Origin of the sequence: Glycomyces amatae (assembly GCF_020991375.1) — a bacterium.
Classification (GTDB): domain Bacteria; phylum Actinomycetota; class Actinomycetes; order Mycobacteriales; family Micromonosporaceae; genus Glycomyces; species Glycomyces amatae.
Genome location: NZ_JAJLQZ010000002.1, coordinates 204,212 through 220,867 on the forward strand (window position 1 = coordinate 204,212; position 16,656 = coordinate 220,867).

A 16,656-nucleotide genomic window follows, 5' to 3' on the forward strand; every position below is an offset into this window, starting at 1 on the left:
CGCACGGTCCGTGAGCAATCGCACGCTCCACACCGGCCTGGTTCGCCAGTACAGTGCAGGCCATGGACTCCGCCCCCGCCGCCGTGCCGCACGCCCTCGCGGCCCGCGCCGACGCGATCGTCGCCGACCGCCTCAAGGCCGCGGCGGCGATCGAACCCCTCCCGGGGCGCCCCGCAGGCACCACCGCGGCCGCACTGGCCCGCTCCCTCAGCGCCGGATCGGCCCACGCCGACCGGTTCGCCGCCGAGATCGCCGCCGCGGTCCGCGGCACCGCCCTCGCCCTCCACGCCGCCCGCCCCCACCCCGCGAACCTGTGGGCCGCCGCCGCCGCGGCCCACCCCGACCCGTCGGTGTGGTTCGAGCAGGCCGTGCTCCTGGGGCACCCGACGCATCCGCTGGCGCGCTCCCGGGGCGCCCTCACCGACGACGAGATCCGCGCCTACGCCCCCGAACACGCGCCGCGGTTCGACCTGGGGCTGTTCGACATGCCGCGGCTCGACGCCGACGCGCCCTGGGAGGCGTTCGACATGGCGGCCACCGACCTCCCGGTGCACCCCTGGCAGGCCGCCCGCCACCGCCTGCCCGCACCGGCGCGCACCTGGCCGAACGCGGCCCCGCTGATGAGCCTGCGCACGATGTCGATCGGCGGCGTCCACGTCAAGACCGCGGTGGACCTGCAACTGACCTCGGCGGTCCGCCACGTCTCCGCCGCCGCCGCCCACAACGCCACGGTGATCACCAGACACCTGGGCGCGCCCGCCGCCCGCGCCGCGATCACGCTCCTGCCCGAATGCGCGGCCATCGCCCGCACCGAGGCGGGCGCGCCGCTGCCGCACCTGGCCGCGATCGTCCGCCGCGCCCCGCACGCCTACGGCCACCCCCGCGCCGTGCCGCTGGCCGCGCTCGCCGAGCCGTGCCCGGCCACGGGCCGACCGATCGCCGCGGCCCTCGCCGGCGACCGCCTCGACACCTGGTGGCAGGCCCTGGTACCGGTGGTGCTGGCGCCGCTGCGGCTGTTCGCGACCACCGGCGTTGCCCTCGAGGCACACGGGCAGAACACCCTCGCCTCCTTCACCGGCGACCGGCCCACGGCCCTGGTCTACCGCGACTTCGGCGGCATCCGCGTCCCCGCCCAGGACTGGCCCCACCTCATCGGCGACCTCCCCGAGCCCGACCCCCGCGCCCGGTCGACCAAGCTCCTCGCCGCGCTCTTCCCCACGACGCTGACCGCCCTGGTGGACGCGCTTGCGACCTGGACCGGGACCGACCCCGGCCAGTGGTGGGCCGCGGTCGCCGACGCCGTCCGCGCCATGGCACTGCCCGCCCCGGTCCAGGCCGCGGTCCTGCGCGACCCGTGGCCGGTCAAGGCCACCACCGCCATGCGCCTGGCCGACGACCCGGTCGCCGACCTCTGGGCCGCGGTCGACAACCCGCTGGCGGCGGCGTGAACGCCACCGGACCGAGCCTGTCCGCGCAGCTCACGGCCGCCGCCTGGCGCGAAGACCTGGGCGGCGCCCGCACCAGGCCCGCCCCGGCCCCCGAAGGCGCCTTCAACCAGCTCGCGCCCGGCCCCGGCGCCGACGAGGACCCCGTCAAGACCCTGGAGACGATCCTCGGCGCGGCCGTCCCCGAGCACCTCGCCGCCGAACTCGAATCCGCCCGCACCGCACTCGCCTACGCCCGCGCCCGCGCGACCGAACGCCACCGCCACCTCGCCGCCCTCGCCGCCCGCGCCGGCGCCCCCACCCTCGCCCGCCTCATCGCCGGCGGCACCCGCGACGTCGACGGCACCGCCCGGCTCCTGGAGACCCTCGCGACCGACGGCCACCAGCTGCACCCGTGCGCCCGCACCCGCCTCGGCTGGACCCGCACCGACCTGGAGCGGTACGACCTGGAGACGCCCCGGCCCATCGGCGTGCGCCTCATCGCCGACCGCGGCGGCGTCCTCTCGCGCTCAGGACAGGACTTCCGGACCCATCCGATGCTCGCCGGACTCGACCTGCCCGACCCCGTCCTGCCCGTCCACCCCTGGCAGCTCGAGCACCGGATCCTCCCCGAGTACGGGCACCTGTTCGCCACCGGGCGGCTGCGCCTGCTGGAGGCGACCGTCCCGGCCTGGCCGACCGCCGCGATCCGCACCCTCGCCGGGCACCGCGCCCCCGGCGCCCTCAAACTCGCCCTGGGCATCCACATCACCTCCACCCGCCGCGACATCTCCCCCCACACCGCCCGCCTCGCACCGCTCCTCAGCGCCCTCCTGGGCGACCTGCCCGGACCGCCCCACGCGTTCGCGACCGACACCGCCGGCGCCTGGCTCGACGGCGCACGGGACCTGACCGCCATCGCCCGCTCACCGCTGCGCGAGGCGACCCCGGCCGGCACCGTGTGCGTCCCGGCGACCGCGCTCACCGCGACCTCACCGGTCACCGGCGCGAGCCTGGCGGCCGAGTACGCCGACTGGTCCGGCGACCCCGATGCCTGGCTCCGCGACTACGCCGCCCTCTTCACCGTCCCGGTGCTCACCAAGGCCGCCATGGGCATCGGCCTCGAAGCCCACCTCCAGAACAGCCTCGTCGCCATGCGCGGCCCCGCCCCCCACACGCCGATCACCCGCGACCTCGGCGGCGCCCGCCTCCACACCCCCAGCCTCCCCTTCGACCTCACACTGCCCCCCGACAGCCCGGTCAACGCCCCCAGCATGGACCAGGTCCGGTCCAAAGCGGCCTACACGCTGTTCCAGAACCACCTCGCGGCCATCGCCGCCGCCCTGGAGCGCGACTGCGGCACCGACACGGCCGCATTCTGGGCCGACCTGGCCGACCGCATCGCCGACCTCGACCTGCCCGCGGCCGACCGCGACGCCTACCTCGCCCCCGCCATGCCCACCAAGGCGCTGCTGACCATGCGCCTGCACCCCGGCCGCGAGATCGAGACCCTCGTGGACAACCCCCTCGCCCGGAGCCGCCCATGACCCCCCTCCCCGCCGCCGTGGCCGACGCCGTCCGGGCCCTCCCGTCCCCCGCCTCCGCCTGGATCTACGACCCCCGCGCCTTCGCCACCCGCCTCCACCGCCTCCGCCAGGCCCTGCCCGGCCGCACCATCCTCTACGCCATGAAGGCCTGCGCCAACCCCGCCGTCCTGGAGACCGCCGCCCACCTCGCCGACGGCATCGAATGCGCCTCCGGCGGCGAACTCCGCACCGCACGCGCCGCCGGAGCGACCCGCCTGGCCTTCTCCGGCCCCGCCAAGACCACCGCCGACCTCACCGAAGCCGCCACCGCCGCCCCGCCCGCATGGGTCCACGCCGAAAGCACCCGCGACCTCGACGGCCTCGCCGCGGCCGGGCACACCGGACCGGTCGCCCTGCGCGTCAACCGCGGCCCGGCCCTGCCCGGCACCCACCAGATGACCGGCGCGCCCACCCCCTTCGGCCTCGACGAGCAGGCCGTCCCCACCGCCGTCCGCCACGCCCTCGCCCTCGGCCTGGACCTGGCCGGATTCCACCTCCACGCCGTCTCCAACTGCCTCGACGCCGACGCCTACGCCGCCCACGTCCGCACCGCCCTCACCTGGTCCCGGCACGCCGCCGACCACTTCGACCTGCGCTACGTCAACGTCGGCGGCGGCCTCGGCGCCGACCCCCGCGGCCACGCCATCGACCTCGACGCCCTCGCCACCGCCCTCACCGGCCTCGACACCGCCGGCACCGAACTCGTCTTCGAACCCGGCCGCTACCTCGCCGCCCCCGCCGGCTGGTACACCGCCGAGATCCTCGACCTCAAAACCGTACGAGGCCAAGCCTTCGCACTCGTCCGCGGCGGCACCCACCACTTCCGCCTCCCCGCCGCCTGGGGCTACTCCCACCCCTTCCACCTCGTCCCCGGCCCGCGCACCGGCCCCGCCTGGACCGACGTCGACCTCCGCGTCTGCGGCGAACTGTGCACCCCCCGCGACATCCTCAACACCGGCCAGCGCCTCGACCGCGTCGCCGTCGGCGACCGCCTCGTCTTCCCCGACGCCGGCGCCTACGGCTGGGAGATCTCCCACGACCGCTTCCTGGACCACCCCGCACCCCGGTCGATCGTCATCGGCTGATCGGCGGAGTCGCGCCGCGACGCGACCGTTTACGATGAAGGGCCTGACGTGAGCGCACCCGTCCGTCCCGACGCGGCGCCCGACAGCCTCGATCCCTCATTGAGGAGTCCGAATGCCCAACCGGCGTCATGCCCGGCGGACCCACCGAGACGCGGCGAAACTCGCCACCGCCGGCAACCACCAAGGCGCGCTGGCCGTCTACGCCAGCGCCGCCGCCGAATACCGCGGCTGCCTGGCCGTCCACCCCGGCGACGCGGCCACCCGCGCCGACTTCGCCGAACTGCTCGCCGACCGCGCCCGCTCGCACACCGCCGTCGGCGAGGCCGGCGAGGCCTACGCCGCCCAACGCGAACGCGTCGCCATCGTCACCGCCCTCGAGACCGACCCCCGCCAACGCTCACTCGCCCGCCTCGACCTCGCCGAGGCCGCCGCCCGCGTCGGCCGCTACTTCACCGCCGCCACCGAAGCCGACGCGGCGGTGAGCCTGCTCGACGAGACCGACCCCACCGACCCCCACAGCCCCGGCTTCGCCGACCTCGCCGCCGCCCTGGCCCGCGCCGCCCGCCTCTTCCACCGGGCCGCCGACCCCGACCTCGCCGTCGGCGCCGCCGACCAGGCCGCCCGCATGCTCATCGCCGTCGACCGCGAAGGCGAGCTCCTGCGCGACAGCCTCCGCCTGGCCGCCGGCCTCCACGCCGCCGCCGGCCGCACCGCCCTCGCCCGCGGCGCCGCCGACCTGCTGGCCAAGCGCTTCCCCGACGTCGAACCGGTCGCGGCCAACGCGCCGCTGACCCTGCGCGCCGCCCTCCAGGCCGCCGTCCGCATGGGCGCCTTCGCCGACCCCGCCCTGATCGACCGGCTCTGCCCCGACCCGGCCGGACGGTCGGCGGCGCTGACGATCTCCTCGCGCTGCGACCTCGGGTTCGCCGCCGTGGCCCTGCACGCCGCCGAACCGGCCGTGGACGTCTTCGCGCGCACCCGCCCGCACCCGGGCCTGGCCTGGCGCATCGCCACCGAGGTCCACTACCTGCTGATCGCCGCCGACCGCCAGGCCGAGCGCAACCTCCACCTGAACTTCCGCGACCACGGCCCGGCCTGGCTCGCGACGCTGCTGGCGCTGACGGTGACCGGCGAGCGGGGCCCGATCATGGCCGACCTGGCGACGGCGCTGGCGGACCTGTGCGACCGCCTCCACACGCGCCACGCCGCCGCCGACCACGAGCCGCTCATCATCGCCGCGACCCGGTTCGTCAAGGCCCACACCGACCCGCTGCGGGGCCGCTTAGCGCCGGGGCGTCACGAGGCCCTGCCGAACCAGCCGGGGGCGTCGAGGCGGAACAGCGCACCGGGGGCGAGCGCGCGCAGGTCCTCGCGGAGGGCGTCGAGCCGGTCGTCGCCGATCTCCCGCGCCCAGCGGTCCTGGACGGCGTCGAAGGCCCGCGCCGACAACGCGAGGACCTCGGTGCCGCGGGCGGTCAGGCGCACGGTCTTGGCGCGGGCGTCGCGGGGGTCGGCGGCGCGTTCGAGGTAGCCCTGGCGTTCGAGGGCGGTGATGGTCTTGCCCGCGGCCTGCTTGGTGACGCCCAGGCGGGCGGCGAGCTCGACGGCGGTGGTGCCGCCGGTGCCGATGGCCTGGAAGACGAAGCCGTGCATGGGCCGCAGGTCGGCGTGGCCGTGGTCGGCGAGGACGGCGTGGGTCTCGTCGATGACGGCGCGGAAGGCCGCGAACAGGAGCAGCGGCAGTTCGTATCCGGGGCCCCGCTCACCCATGATAGACAACCTGGTTTACTATATAGGCAACCACGTTGACCATCCTAGGAGACGCACCCATGCACACCATCCGCAGCACCGACACCCGACGCACCCAGACCCCCGGCGCCACCATGACCACCCTCGCCTCCCCCACCCTCGGCAACGCCGCCAACCCCCTCTGGAAAGTCCAAGCCCCCGCCGGACACCCCGGACCACACCACTGCATCGACACCCAACAGACCTGGACCCTCCTCCACGGCACCGCCACCATCACCACCGACGACCAGACCACCCACCTCACCGCAGGCGACACCATCGTCATCCCCGCCCACACCCCGCGCCGACTCACCCCCGGCCCCGACACCGGCTTCACCGCCATCGTCACCGGCCCCGCCCCCATGCACGCCTACACCCCCGACGACCCCACCCCCATCCCCCTCCCCTGGGCCGCCTGAACCACTACCCCACCCGCGGCACCGAACGCCGACCCGTATGCAGAAAACGCGCCCGACCCGCACCATCGGCATCGAGGAACTCCATCAACGCACCCGCAGCGCCATCCGGACCCACCGCCGCGAACAGATCCCCCGACACACGCCGAATCTCCTCAGTGAACGACTCCGGAACCAGACCCGCCCGCTCCATCATCGACCGCGACTCCCCCAACGGCGTGAACGACCGCTCCACCCGACCCTCCACCACCGACACCGCGACCCGCTCGATCCCGAGCGCATACACACCGGCATACCGCTCCACACCGGCCAACGACTCGGCCCGGCCCAGCAACACCGGAGCCGGGCCGGGCACCACCCCCGCAGCCGCCTCCACCCACGGCTCCACCAGATCCCGCATCACACCCGCAAGACCACCGTCATTGACCAGCACGGCGACCACCATCCGATGAGCGGGCACCAGCACCAGCGACGACTCGAACCCGATCGCCCCACCACCATGCCGCACCACCGCACCCCCATCCACGACCTCCCACCCCAACCCCACCGCCCGCGACCCCCCGAACCCCGGCAGCACCGGACCCGCCTCACGCATCGCCCTCGCCGACGCCGCCGAAAGCACCCGCGCCCCCTCCGGCCCCAGACCGTCGCCCACATGCATACGACCGAACGCGCACAACGCCCGCGCCGACATCGCCAACCGGTTCCCCGCCGCCGGATTCGACTCGTGCATGGTCGCCCACACCGGCAACGGCCGCTTCCCCCCGCCACCGCCCACATGCCCGACCGCCGCATTGAAGCCCAACGCCCCATCCGCGTCGAAGGCGATCTCCTCGACCCCCAGCGGATCCGCCAACCGGGCCCGCAGCACCGCCGCGAACGACGCCCCCCGCTTCACCTCCACCAACCGCCCCAGGACCGCCATGCCCGCACTGCAATAGGAGTACCGCGACCCCGGCTCCTCATACTGCGCCGCCCGCGGCACCCAGTCCTCGACCAACCGCTGCAACGCGTCATCACCACGGGTGGTCGCCATCCACAGATCACCCTCGAAACCCCCCGTGTGCGTCAGCAGATGACGAACCGTGATCCGGGCGCTCGCCGCCGCATCCGCAGTGCGAAACCCCGGCAGATGATCCACCACCGGATCATCGAGACCCACCAGGCCCTCATCGACCAACTGCATCACCAGCGTCGCCGTCCACACCTTCGTGATCGACTGGATCTGGAACACCGCATCCACCGTCACGGGCACCCCGGTCCGCACGTTCACCACCCCCGCCACCGCCTCGGCCGTCTCCTCGCCGATCGCGACCGCGACCGACGCCCCCGCGACACCGTGCCGCAACACCACCCCCGCGAGATGCTCGCGGAGATCGGCGCGGACGCGATCGATCGAGACCATGGACGACTCCCATACGACGAGGGCGAACACCTGCCGGAAGTCTAGACGCGAGAGCACACCGATAAAGTCCCCTCATGACGGCCCCTCGCGTGATCGCCACCGATCTCGACGGCACCCTCCTCGGCCCCCGGGGCGCCCTCACCGACCGCACCCGCACCGCCCTCCGCGCCGCACGCGCGCAAGGCGTCGCCCTCGTCGCCGTCACCGCCCGGCCGCCGCGGGTCTTCCAGGAGTGGACCGCACTCGCAGCCGCCCTCGACACCGCCATCTGCGCCAACGGCGCCATGGTCTACGACCCCGCCGGGCAGGCCGTCACCGCCTCCCGGACACTGCCGGCCGAGACGGCCGCCATGGCCGCCAAGGCACTGCGCACCGCACTGCCCTCGCTCCGGTTCGCCGTCGAGACCGGCTTCGAGGTCGTCGCCGAGACCGGGTACGCCAAGGTCGACTCGGTGGGCGACCGGCGGACCTTCCGCGACTCGCTCACCGAGGCCTTGGCGGCCGCCCCGCAGGTGGTAAAACTGCTGGCCCATGTGGACGGCGGCGAGGCCGACCTGCTCCTGGCGGCGGCCCGCGGCCTGGACCTGGCCGGGGTGGACCTGTCGCACTCCGGCGGCGCGGGACTGCTGGAGATCGGCCCGGCCGGGGTGACCAAGGCCGGGACGCTCGCAGCGTGGTGCGCCGGGCGCGGCATCGGCCCCGAAGCGGTGGTCGCGTTCGGCGACGCCCCGAACGACGTGCCGATGCTGGCATGGGCGGGCCGGTCCTTCGCCGTCGCGAACGCCCACCCCGAGGCCGCCGCGGCCGCGACCGACCGGTGCGGCTCCAACTTGGACGACGGCGTCGCCGCCGCCGTCGAAGCGCTGCTGCGCTGAGCGTCCGCCCCTCGACTGAGCGGCCGGACGGCCCCCGCGCCGCCGGGCCGAGGCGCCCGAACACGGCTGCCGCCAGGGCTTTTCTTTTCGGTGAGCGCACGGGCGAAGCCCGTGCTCGTGTGATGCGACGACCGATGTCCTGGAATCACAAAGAGGCCTTCTGCCTCGGACTCGATATATCTTGTAACTAATCTCGGAGCGGGGGCGCGTGACGGCCGCGCGCTTCACAGGCGGCCGCCGGGGCGGCGCCGCCCCGGGGAGCACGCTCTACCGTCGGAGTCGCCGCCTACCCGAAAGGGACCACGCCATGACCGCGCCGCACGACTTCCCCCTGGAGCCCACGCCCGTCCACGTGCCCGACGAGGTCCTCGACGACCTGCGCGCCCGCCTCGCCTCCACCCGCCCGCCGCTGGACGAGGGCAACGAGGACTGGTCCTACGGCGTCCCGGCCGGCTACGTGCGCGAACTGACGGCCTACTGGCGGGACGGCTACGACTGGCGCCGGGCCGAGGCCGCCATCAACGCCTACGAGCAGTACCAGGTGGTCGTCGACGGCGTCCCGGTGCACTTCATGCGCCGGCCCGGCCGCGGCCCCCGCCCGGTCCCGCTGATCCTCACCCACGGCTGGCCGTGGACGTTCTGGCACTGGTCGAAGGTCGTCGACCCCCTCGCCGACCCCGCCGCGTTCGGCGGCGACCCCGCCGACGCGTTCGACGTCATCGTGCCGTCCCTGCCCGGCTTCGGCTTCCCCGGCCCGCTCACCGGCTTCCCGGACGTCAACTTCTGGAAGGTCGCCGACCTCTGGCACACCCTCATGACCCGGACCCTGGGGTACGGGAAGTACGCCGCCGGAGGCTGCGACATCGGCGGGATCGTCTCCAGCCAGCTCGGCCACAAGTACGCCGGCGAGCTGTACGGGATCCACATCGGCTCGGGGCTGCCGCTCGACTTCTTCAACGGCCCCCGCGCCTGGGACTTCGCCCGGAACCGGCCGCTGACCGACGACCAGAGCGAGGCGGTCCGCGCCCGCATCGCGGCGATGGACCGCCGCTGGGCGCCGCACCTGGCCGTGCACATGCTCGACGGCGCCACACTGGCCCACGGGTTGAGCGACTCTCCCGCGGGGCTGCTGGCCTGGCTGCTGGAGCGCTGGAACGCCTGGAGCGACAACGGCGGCGACGTCGAGTCCGTCTTCACCAGGGACGACCTGCTCACCCACGCCACGATCTACTGGGCCAACAACGCCATCGCCACCTCGATGCGCTACTACGCCAACGCCAACCGCTACCCCTGGACGCCCGCTCATGACCGCGCGCCGGTCGTGGAGGCCCCGGTCGGCCTCACGTTCGTCGCGTACGAGAACCCGCCCGGCGTCGACACCGCCGCCGAGCGCGTCCGGGCGTTCGCGACCGGCCCGCAGGCCGCCTGGTTCAACCACGTCAACGTCAACGCCCACGACCGCGGCGGCCACTTCATCCCCTGGGAGCACCCCGACGCCTGGGTGGACGACCTGCGCCGCACCTTCCGCGGCCGCCGGCCCTGAGGCGCGGGCCGCGCCGTCAGCGGGCGCGGCGGCGGGCGTAGTCGCGCAGGGCGCGCAGGAAGTCGACGTGGCGGAACCCCGGCCAGTACACGTCGCAGAAGTACAGCTCCGCGCCCGCCGACTGCCACAGCAGGAAGCTGGAGAGCCGCCGCTCCCCCGAGGTGCGGATGATGAGGTCGGCCGCGGGCAGCTCCGGGGTGTACCGGTGCGCCCCGATGTCCGCCGCGGTCAACCGCTCGGCGAGGCCGTCGATCGTGCCGCCCTGCGCGGCCTCCTGCTCCAGGAGCGTGCGGACCGCGTCCACGATCTCGGTCTGCCCGTCGTAGCCGATGGCGATCGTCAGGTGCCCGCCGTCGCGGCCCGCGGTCGCGTCCACGGCGGCCTTGAGCGCCTCGGCCGTCGAGTCGGGGAGGTGGTCGAGCTGCCCGGCGATGTGGAGGCGCCACCGGTTGCCCGGCAGCATGAGCCGGTCGGCGATGATCGCCTCGATCATCTCCATGAGGTGGGCGACCTCGCCGCCGTCGCGCTTCCGGAGGTTGTCGACCGAGGCCACGTAGACGGTGACGTGGTCGATGCCGATCGGCGCGCACCAGCCCAGGAGGTCGTCGAGGTGCTCGGCGCCGTACCGGTGCCCGATCCCGGCGTCGGCGAACCCCCGGCTGCGGGCCCAGCGCCGGTTCCCGTCCATGGCGACCGCGACATGCCGCGGCAGCAGGTCGGGAACGAGCTTGCGCTGCAAGCGTTTCGCGTAGAGCCGGTACAGGAGTCGGGGTGCGCGCATGCCGACGAGCCTAACCCGTCCCCGGCCCGGTCCGCTTCGGTCCGGGCCGCTGACCTACAGGTTCGCGGCCGCGTAGTGCTCCATCGCCTCGCGTGCGCCTCGCTCGTTCCTCGCCGTCGGCGCGCCTCCGACGGTGGAAGCCGACGCCGAGTCAGCCGCAAGGTCCGCAAAGAGAGACGCGGGTCACCGTCAAGCGGCGCGACTATGCGGCACCCGGTTCGTTGTTTACATGGGGCGGCATTGACCCACTCACGTGGGGCGAAATCCCCCCGGTATCTCCCCGCTCACGCGGGGCAGCAGAATGCGAGGCCCCCGGACACGTGTCCGGGGGCCTCTTGCTCCCCGCGCCAGCGGGGATGAGCCGTACGGCAACCTGTTCGAGATGTTCGAGCGCATGTGCTCCCTGCGTCAGCGGGGATCGGGCGGCGAAAGGCCCCCGGCGAAGCCGGGGGCCTTTTCTCACGACTCGCTACGCCGCGCGGGCGGCGGCCTTGCGGAAGTCCCGGTTCAGCTGGCCGATGACGTCCAGGCCGATCTCCTTGGGGCACGCGGCCGCGCATTCGCCGACGTTGGTGCACCCGCCGAAGCCGGCCTCGTCGTGGGCGGCGACCATGCCGAGCACGCGCGTGGCCCGCTCGGGCTGCCCCTGCGGGGTCAGGCCCAGGTGGGCGACCTTGGCGCCCATGAAGAGCATCCCCGACCCGTTCGGGCAGGCGGCGACGCAGGCGCCGCAGCCGATGCACGCCGCGGCCGCGAAGGCCGCGTCGGCGTCCTGCTTCGGGATCGGCACGGCGTGCGCGTCCGGTGCGGTCCCGGTCGGCGCGGAGATGTACCCGCCGGCCTGGATGATCTGGTCGAACGCGCTCCGGTCGACCACGAGGTCCTTGACGACCGGGAACGCCCCGGCCCGCCACGGCTCGATGTCGATCTGGTCGCCGTCGCGGAATTTGCGCATGTGCAGCTGGCAGGTCGTGGTCGCGGCCTGCGGGCCGTGCGGCTGCCCGTCGATGACGAGCGAGCAGGCCCCGCAGATGCCCTCGCGGCAGTCGTGGTCGAACGCGACCGGGTCGCCGCCTTCGGCGATGAGGCGCTCGTTGAGCACGTCGAGCATCTCCAGGAACGACGCGTCCTCGGAGACCTCGTCGATCTCGTAGGACACCATCTCGCCCTTGGTGGCGGCGTCGGGCTGGCGCCAGATTCGCAGGGACAGCTTCACTTGTAGCTCCGTTGGGTGGGCTTGACGTACTCGAACTCGAGGGCTTCCTTGTGGAGGACGGGCTCCTCGCCCCCGTACTCCCACGCGGCGACGTACGAGAACCGCTCGTCGTCGCGCCTGGCCTCGCCGTCCTCGGTCTGGGACTCGGCGCGGAAGTGGCCGCCGCACGACTCGGTGCGGTGCAGGGCGTCGATGCACATGAGCTCGCCCAGCTCGAAGAAGTCGGCGACGCGGCCGGCCTTCTCCAGCTGCTGGTTGAGCTCCTCGGCCTTCCCGGTGACCTTGACGCGCTTGTAGAACTCGTCCTTGAGGTCGCGGATGAGCCCGATGGCCTTGCGCAGGCCCTCGTCGGTGCGCTCCATGCCGCAGTACTCCCACATGATCTTGCCGAGTTCGCGGTGGAAGGAGTCCACGGTGCGGTCGCCGTCGTTGTTCAGGAAGAACGCGATGCGGTCCTCGACCTCCCGGCGGGCGGCCACGACGGCCTCGTGGTCCTCGTCCAGGGCTTCGAAGGGCCCGTCCGCGAGGTAGTCCGAGATCGTGTTCGGCAGGACGAAGTACCCGTCCGACAGGCCCTGCATGAGCGCCGAGGCGCCCAGGCGGTTCGCGCCGTGGTCGGAGAAGTTGGCCTCGCCGGTGACGAACAGGCCCGGGATGTTCGACGACAGGTCGTAGTCGACCCACAGGCCGCCCATCGTGTAGTGCACGGCCGGGTAGATGCGCATCGGGCGCTCGTACGGGTTCTCGCCGGTGATCCGCTCGTACATGTCGAACAGGTTGCCGTAGCGGGCCTCGACGGCCTTCTTGCCGAGGCGCTTGATCGCGTCGGCGAAGTCGAGGTAGACGCCGAGTCCGCCCGGGCCCACGCCGTGCCCTTCGTCGCAGGCGACCTTCGCGGCGCGCGAGGCGATGTCGCGGGGCACGAGGTTGCCGAAGGCGGGGTAGCGGCGCTCGAGGTAGTAGTCGCGCTCGGCCTCGGGGATGTCGGCGGGGTGGCGGTCGTCGCCGCGCTTGGCGGGCACCCACACGCGCCCGTCGTTGCGCAGCGACTCGGACATGAGCGTGAGCTTCGACTGGTGGTCGCCGGACTGCGGGATGCAGGTCGGGTGGATCTGCGTGTAGCAGGGGTTGGCGAAGTACGCGCCCTTGCGGTGGGCCCGCCAGGAGGCGGTCACGTTGCAGCCCTTGGCGTTGGTCGACAGGAAGAACACGTTGCCGTAGCCGCCGGTGGCCAGGACCACCGCGTCGGCCAGCTCGGTCGAGATCTCGCCGGTGACCAGGTCGCGCACGATGATGCCGCGGGCCTTGCCGTCGACGATGACCAGCTCGAGCATCTCGTGGCGGGTGTGCAGGTCGACCGTCCCGGCCGCGACCTGCCGCTGGAGCGCCTGGTAGGCGCCGAGCAGGAGCTGCTGGCCGGTCTGGCCGCGGGCGTAGAACGTCCGCGAGACCTGGGCGCCGCCGAAGGAGCGGTTGTCGAGCAGGCCGCCGTACTCGCGGGCGAAGGGCACGCCCTGGGCCACGCACTGGTCGATGATCTCGGTGGAGACCTCGGCGAGGCGGTGCACGTTGGACTCGCGGGAGCGGAAGTCGCCGCCCTTGACGGTGTCGTAGAACAGGCGGTGCACGCTGTCGCCGTCGTTGCGGTAGTTCTTGGCGGCGTTGATGCCGCCCTGGGCGGCGATCGAGTGGGCGCGGCGGGCCGAGTCCTGGAAGCAGTAGTTCGCGACCCGGTAGCCGAGCTCGCCGAGGGTGGCGGCGGCGCTGGCGCCGGCCAGGCCGGTGCCGACGACGATGACGCGGAGCTTGCGGCGGTTGGCGGGGTTGACCAGGCGCCCGGAGAAGCGGCGCTGCTCCCAGCGTTCGGCGATGGGGCCCTCGGGGGCCTTGGTGTCCGCGACGGGGTCGCCTTCGCGGTAGTAGTCAGTGCTCATGTCAGCTCACCAGTCCGAAAGTGACGGCCAGGGGCACGATCGCGAACCCGGCCACGACGACGACGGCGACGGCCAGACTGATCGCCTGGGTCCGCTTGCGCCATTTGGTGTTGGGCCCGGCGATGGTCTGGACCGCGGACCAGATGCCGTGCCGCAGGTGGAAGCCCAGGGCGACGAGGGCCAGGAGGTAGAAGACGGTGACCGGCCAGCGGTCGGGGTCGAACGCGGCGACCACGGCGCCGTAGGCGTCGTGGATGTCCTTGACGGGGTTGACCGTCCGCCAGGTGAGGTCCAGCAGGTGCCAGACGACGAAGAGGACGATGACGACCGCGCCCCAGCGCATGGTGGCGACGGCGTGGCGCGACTCGCCCCTGGCGGGCTTCTTGGAGGCGTAGCGGACGGGGCGGGCGTGGAGGGCGCGGCGGGTGAGCACGACGGCCGACCAGATGTGGACGGCGACGGCGGCGATCAGGCCGATGCGCATGATCCACAGGAGGCTCTCGTGGGGCAGCAGGGGCTCGCCGAAGGACCGCAGCCCGGCGGCGTAGGCGTTCATCTCCTCGCGGCCTTCGAAGACGTGGAGGTTCCCGGCCATGTGGGCGATGATGAACAGGACCAGGAGGACGCCGGAGACGGCCATCGCGATCTTGAGGCCGATGTTGGAACGCCACGGCTTCATGGGCCCTCGGGCGGGTTTGGCGGGCGGCGCGGCGGTGCGCGATTGCAGATCCGTAGACACGTCCAGAGGTTAGACGCGACGGGCGTCACGGGTCCAATTCATGGTCGAGCCCTGTTCCATGCCGATAGGTTATGAACATGCGTCCGCAGCAGTTGCAAGCCTTCCTCGCTGTCGCGAAAAACCGACATTTCACTCATGCGGCCGAAGAACTCGGTGTGACACAACCGTCATTGAGCAAGCAGATCCAGACGCTCGAGGCGGAGCTGGGGGCGCCGCTGCTGACGCGCTCGCGGGGCCGGATCGAGCTGACCGACGCCGGGCAGACCCTGCTGCCGCACGCGAGGCGCATCACCGCCGCCCACGCCGCCGCGCGCGCCGACATCGACGACGTGCTGGCCGTGCGCACCGGGCACCTGCGCCTGGGCGCGACCCCGAGCCTGTGCTCGTGGCTCATCGCGCCGCTGCTGACGCGGTACCTGGAGGCGCACCCGGGGGTGACGGTGACGCTCACCGAGGACGGCTCGGGGCCGCTCACCGAGCGGCTGAGCGCCGGGGACCTGGACCTGGCGTTCACCATCGGCGACAAGGCCGACGCGACCGGCCTGACGGTGCGCCCGCTCCTGGCCGAGGCGCTCGTGGTGGCCTCGGCGGCGCACCTGCCGCCGCTGACGCGCCAGGCCTACATCGGGTTGTCGCAGCTGCGGGAGCAGGCGTTCGTGCTGCCCGCGCACGGCTACGACCTGAGGGACCTGACGATCACGACGTGCGAGGCGGCGGGGTTCACGCCCCGCACGGGGGTGGACGGGGGCGCGACGGACGCGGTGGCCTCGCTCGTGGAGGCCGGGCTGGGCATCGCGCTGCTGCCGGCGATGATCGCCGCCGGGCGGCCGGGGCTGCGGGCGACGCCGCTGGCGCCGCCGGGCGCCAGCCGCACCATCGTGCTGGCGGTGCGGCGGGACGCGCCGTCGACGAAGGCGGCGGGCGCGTTCGCGGCATGCCTGGAGGCGCACCTGACCGACCTGCACGCCTGGGGCCGCCTGCCCGAGGGGATGCGGTCGGTCTGAGCCGGGCGGCCTACGCGTCGGTCCTGAAGGTCCCGCGGTCGAACATGGCGGCGATCTGGCGCGCCGAGGGCGTGCCGGAGTCGGGGTCGGCGCCGTGCTCGAGGAGGACGGCCGCGACGTCCCCGTAGTCCTTGAAGACCGCGCCGGCCAGGGGCGACTGGTCGCGGTCGTTGCGCTTGTCCACATCGGCCCCGGCTTCGACGAGGGCGCGGACCGTGGGGGCGTGGCCGTGGTAGGCGGCCAGCATCAGCAGGGAGTCCCCCGATCCGTTCACCAGGTCGACCGGCAGGCCGGTCGCCACGAAGCGGAGCAGCCGCTCGGTCTCCCCGGCGCGGGCCAGGTCGAAGGCGGCCTCGGCAATTTCGCGGAATTCCTCGTCATCGCTCACGCACACCAGCTTGACACACCCGCTCGGCCCCGGTGGGGGATCGCGCCAGGGCTCCGCTGTGGACCGCTGCGGCCGGGGTTCACCCGGGCAGGTGTCGGGCCGGGTATTGACACGGCTGCACCGGGGTGGGAAAGATTGATGCGGGCCCGCGGCCGAAGCGCTGACACGAATCGCCGAGGGGCCCTTATCGGTGGGACAAGAACGGTGAGGACTCGGGCATGAGCGAGCCGAAAATCCTAGGGCAGTTCCAATTGGAGCATCGCACCATCCAAGTGAGCGGCGACGACGGGAGCGCGGGCACGGTGTGGCTCCAGCGGGTCCATCCCGATCCGCCCATGGCGCTCGGCTGCGTGGTCGAGCTCGACTCCTCGACGCCGCGGCTGCGGCTGTACCGGGCCGAGTGGCCCGACGACCTCAGGGAGCGGGCCAAGGAGCAGACGGTCGCGATCTGGCGGGCCTCGCGCGAATGAGG

At 73.4% G+C, this 16,656-nt stretch carries 15 protein-coding genes; 8 read left to right on the plus strand and 7 right to left on the minus strand.

Annotated features, from left to right (window positions below; all coding sequences use genetic code 11):
- The first annotated feature begins 62 nt into the window (after positions 1-62).
- The 3 genes from LO763_RS03870 to LO763_RS03880 are packed head-to-tail and all read left to right on the plus strand — an operon-like array spanning position 63 to position 4,095.
- The gene (locus tag LO763_RS03870) at positions 63-1,448 is read left to right on the plus strand and encodes an IucA/IucC family protein (RefSeq protein WP_230600631.1); all 1,386 of its coding nucleotides are present in this window, start codon (positions 63-65) and stop codon (positions 1,446-1,448) included.
- Positions 1,445-2,971, plus strand: coding sequence for an IucA/IucC family protein (locus LO763_RS03875; RefSeq protein WP_230600632.1), 1,527 nt, complete (start codon positions 1,445-1,447; stop codon positions 2,969-2,971). The genes LO763_RS03870 and LO763_RS03875 overlap by 4 nt, the downstream gene beginning before the upstream one ends.
- The gene (locus LO763_RS03880) at positions 2,968-4,095 is read left to right on the plus strand and encodes a type III PLP-dependent enzyme domain-containing protein (protein ID WP_230600633.1); all 1,128 of its coding nucleotides are present in this window, start codon (positions 2,968-2,970) and stop codon (positions 4,093-4,095) included. The genes LO763_RS03875 and LO763_RS03880 overlap by 4 nt, the downstream gene beginning before the upstream one ends.
- 1,296 nt (positions 4,096-5,391) lie before the next feature.
- Here the strand turns inward: LO763_RS03880 and LO763_RS03890 are convergent.
- Complete coding sequence (locus tag LO763_RS03890; RefSeq protein WP_230600909.1) at positions 5,392-5,865, minus strand: MarR family winged helix-turn-helix transcriptional regulator; 474 nt, start codon at positions 5,863-5,865, stop codon at positions 5,392-5,394.
- 59 nt (positions 5,866-5,924) lie between these two features.
- On the opposite strand from LO763_RS03890, the gene LO763_RS28695 reads away from it, so the two are divergent.
- The gene (locus LO763_RS28695) at positions 5,925-6,302 is read left to right on the plus strand and encodes a cupin domain-containing protein (RefSeq protein WP_255671657.1); all 378 of its coding nucleotides are present in this window, start codon (positions 5,925-5,927) and stop codon (positions 6,300-6,302) included.
- A 4-nt stretch (positions 6,303-6,306) separates the two neighbouring features.
- Here the strand turns inward: LO763_RS28695 and LO763_RS03905 are convergent, their stop codons facing one another.
- Positions 6,307-7,734, minus strand: coding sequence for a serine hydrolase domain-containing protein (locus LO763_RS03905; RefSeq protein WP_230600634.1), 1,428 nt, complete (start codon positions 7,732-7,734; stop codon positions 6,307-6,309).
- A 44-nt stretch (positions 7,735-7,778) separates the two neighbouring features.
- On the opposite strand from LO763_RS03905, the gene LO763_RS03910 reads away from it, so the two are divergent.
- Positions 7,779-8,579, plus strand: a complete 801-nt coding sequence (locus LO763_RS03910) for an HAD family hydrolase (RefSeq protein WP_230600635.1) — start codon at positions 7,779-7,781, stop codon at positions 8,577-8,579.
- A gap of 307 nt (positions 8,580-8,886) precedes the next feature.
- Entirely contained in the window at positions 8,887-10,122 is a 1,236-nt protein-coding gene (locus LO763_RS03915; protein WP_230600636.1) for an epoxide hydrolase family protein, read from the plus strand.
- Between the two features lie 16 nt (positions 10,123-10,138).
- Here the strand turns inward: LO763_RS03915 and uppS are convergent, their stop codons facing one another.
- The 4 genes from uppS to LO763_RS03935 form a co-directional block, all read right to left on the minus strand.
- Entirely contained in the window at positions 10,139-10,903 is a 765-nt protein-coding gene (gene uppS, locus LO763_RS03920; protein ID WP_230600637.1) for a polyprenyl diphosphate synthase, read from the minus strand.
- 469 nt (positions 10,904-11,372) lie between these two features.
- Entirely contained in the window at positions 11,373-12,119 is a 747-nt protein-coding gene (locus LO763_RS03925) for a succinate dehydrogenase/fumarate reductase iron-sulfur subunit (RefSeq protein WP_230600638.1), read from the minus strand.
- Positions 12,116-14,053: a fumarate reductase/succinate dehydrogenase flavoprotein subunit gene (locus LO763_RS03930; RefSeq protein WP_230600639.1), complete on the minus strand. Its 1,938-nt coding sequence runs from the start codon at positions 14,051-14,053 to the stop codon at positions 12,116-12,118. Before LO763_RS03930 ends, LO763_RS03925 begins: the two co-directional genes overlap by 4 nt.
- 1 nt (position 14,054) lies before the next feature.
- Positions 14,055-14,732, minus strand: a complete 678-nt coding sequence (locus LO763_RS03935; protein WP_255671761.1) for a succinate dehydrogenase cytochrome b subunit — start codon at positions 14,730-14,732, stop codon at positions 14,055-14,057.
- 137 nt (positions 14,733-14,869) lie between these two features.
- Here LO763_RS03935 and LO763_RS03940 point away from each other — a divergent pair, with 137 nt between their 5' ends.
- Positions 14,870-15,796: a LysR family transcriptional regulator gene (locus LO763_RS03940; RefSeq protein ID WP_230600641.1), complete on the plus strand. Its 927-nt coding sequence runs from the start codon at positions 14,870-14,872 to the stop codon at positions 15,794-15,796.
- A 10-nt stretch (positions 15,797-15,806) separates the two neighbouring features.
- On the opposite strand, the gene LO763_RS03945 is transcribed toward LO763_RS03940, so the two are convergent.
- A complete protein-coding gene (locus LO763_RS03945) occupies positions 15,807-16,190 on the minus strand; it encodes an ankyrin repeat domain-containing protein (protein WP_439650262.1) in 384 nt (127 codons plus the stop codon).
- Positions 16,191-16,402: 212 nt separating this feature from the next.
- Here LO763_RS03945 and LO763_RS03950 point away from each other — a divergent pair, with 212 nt between their 5' ends.
- Positions 16,403-16,654 (plus strand): hypothetical protein, encoded by a 252-nt coding sequence (locus LO763_RS03950; protein ID WP_230600643.1) that lies wholly within the window; start codon positions 16,403-16,405, stop codon positions 16,652-16,654.
- Positions 16,655-16,656 lie beyond the last annotated feature (2 nt).

Coding starts and splice junctions, on each gene's coding strand:
- LO763_RS03890 (WP_230600909.1), bottom strand. CDS start 5,865: ATGGGTGAGCGGGGCCCCGGATACGAACTGCCGCTGCTCCTGTTCGCG.
- LO763_RS03935 (WP_255671761.1), bottom strand. CDS start 14,732: ATGAAGCCGTGGCGTTCCAACATCGGCCTCAAGATCGCGATGGCCGTC.
- LO763_RS03950 (WP_230600643.1), top strand. CDS start 16,403: ATGAGCGAGCCGAAAATCCTAGGGCAGTTCCAATTGGAGCATCGCACC.
- LO763_RS03910 (WP_230600635.1), top strand. CDS start 7,779: ATGACGGCCCCTCGCGTGATCGCCACCGATCTCGACGGCACCCTCCTC.
- uppS (WP_230600637.1), bottom strand. CDS start 10,903: ATGCGCGCACCCCGACTCCTGTACCGGCTCTACGCGAAACGCTTGCAG.
- LO763_RS03940 (WP_230600641.1), top strand. CDS start 14,870: ATGCGTCCGCAGCAGTTGCAAGCCTTCCTCGCTGTCGCGAAAAACCGA.
- LO763_RS03915 (WP_230600636.1), top strand. CDS start 8,887: ATGACCGCGCCGCACGACTTCCCCCTGGAGCCCACGCCCGTCCACGTG.
- LO763_RS03880 (WP_230600633.1), top strand. CDS start 2,968: ATGACCCCCCTCCCCGCCGCCGTGGCCGACGCCGTCCGGGCCCTCCCG.
- LO763_RS03930 (WP_230600639.1), bottom strand. CDS start 14,053: ATGAGCACTGACTACTACCGCGAAGGCGACCCCGTCGCGGACACCAAG.
- LO763_RS28695 (WP_255671657.1), top strand. CDS start 5,925: ATGCACACCATCCGCAGCACCGACACCCGACGCACCCAGACCCCCGGC.
- LO763_RS03870 (WP_230600631.1), top strand. CDS start 63: ATGGACTCCGCCCCCGCCGCCGTGCCGCACGCCCTCGCGGCCCGCGCC.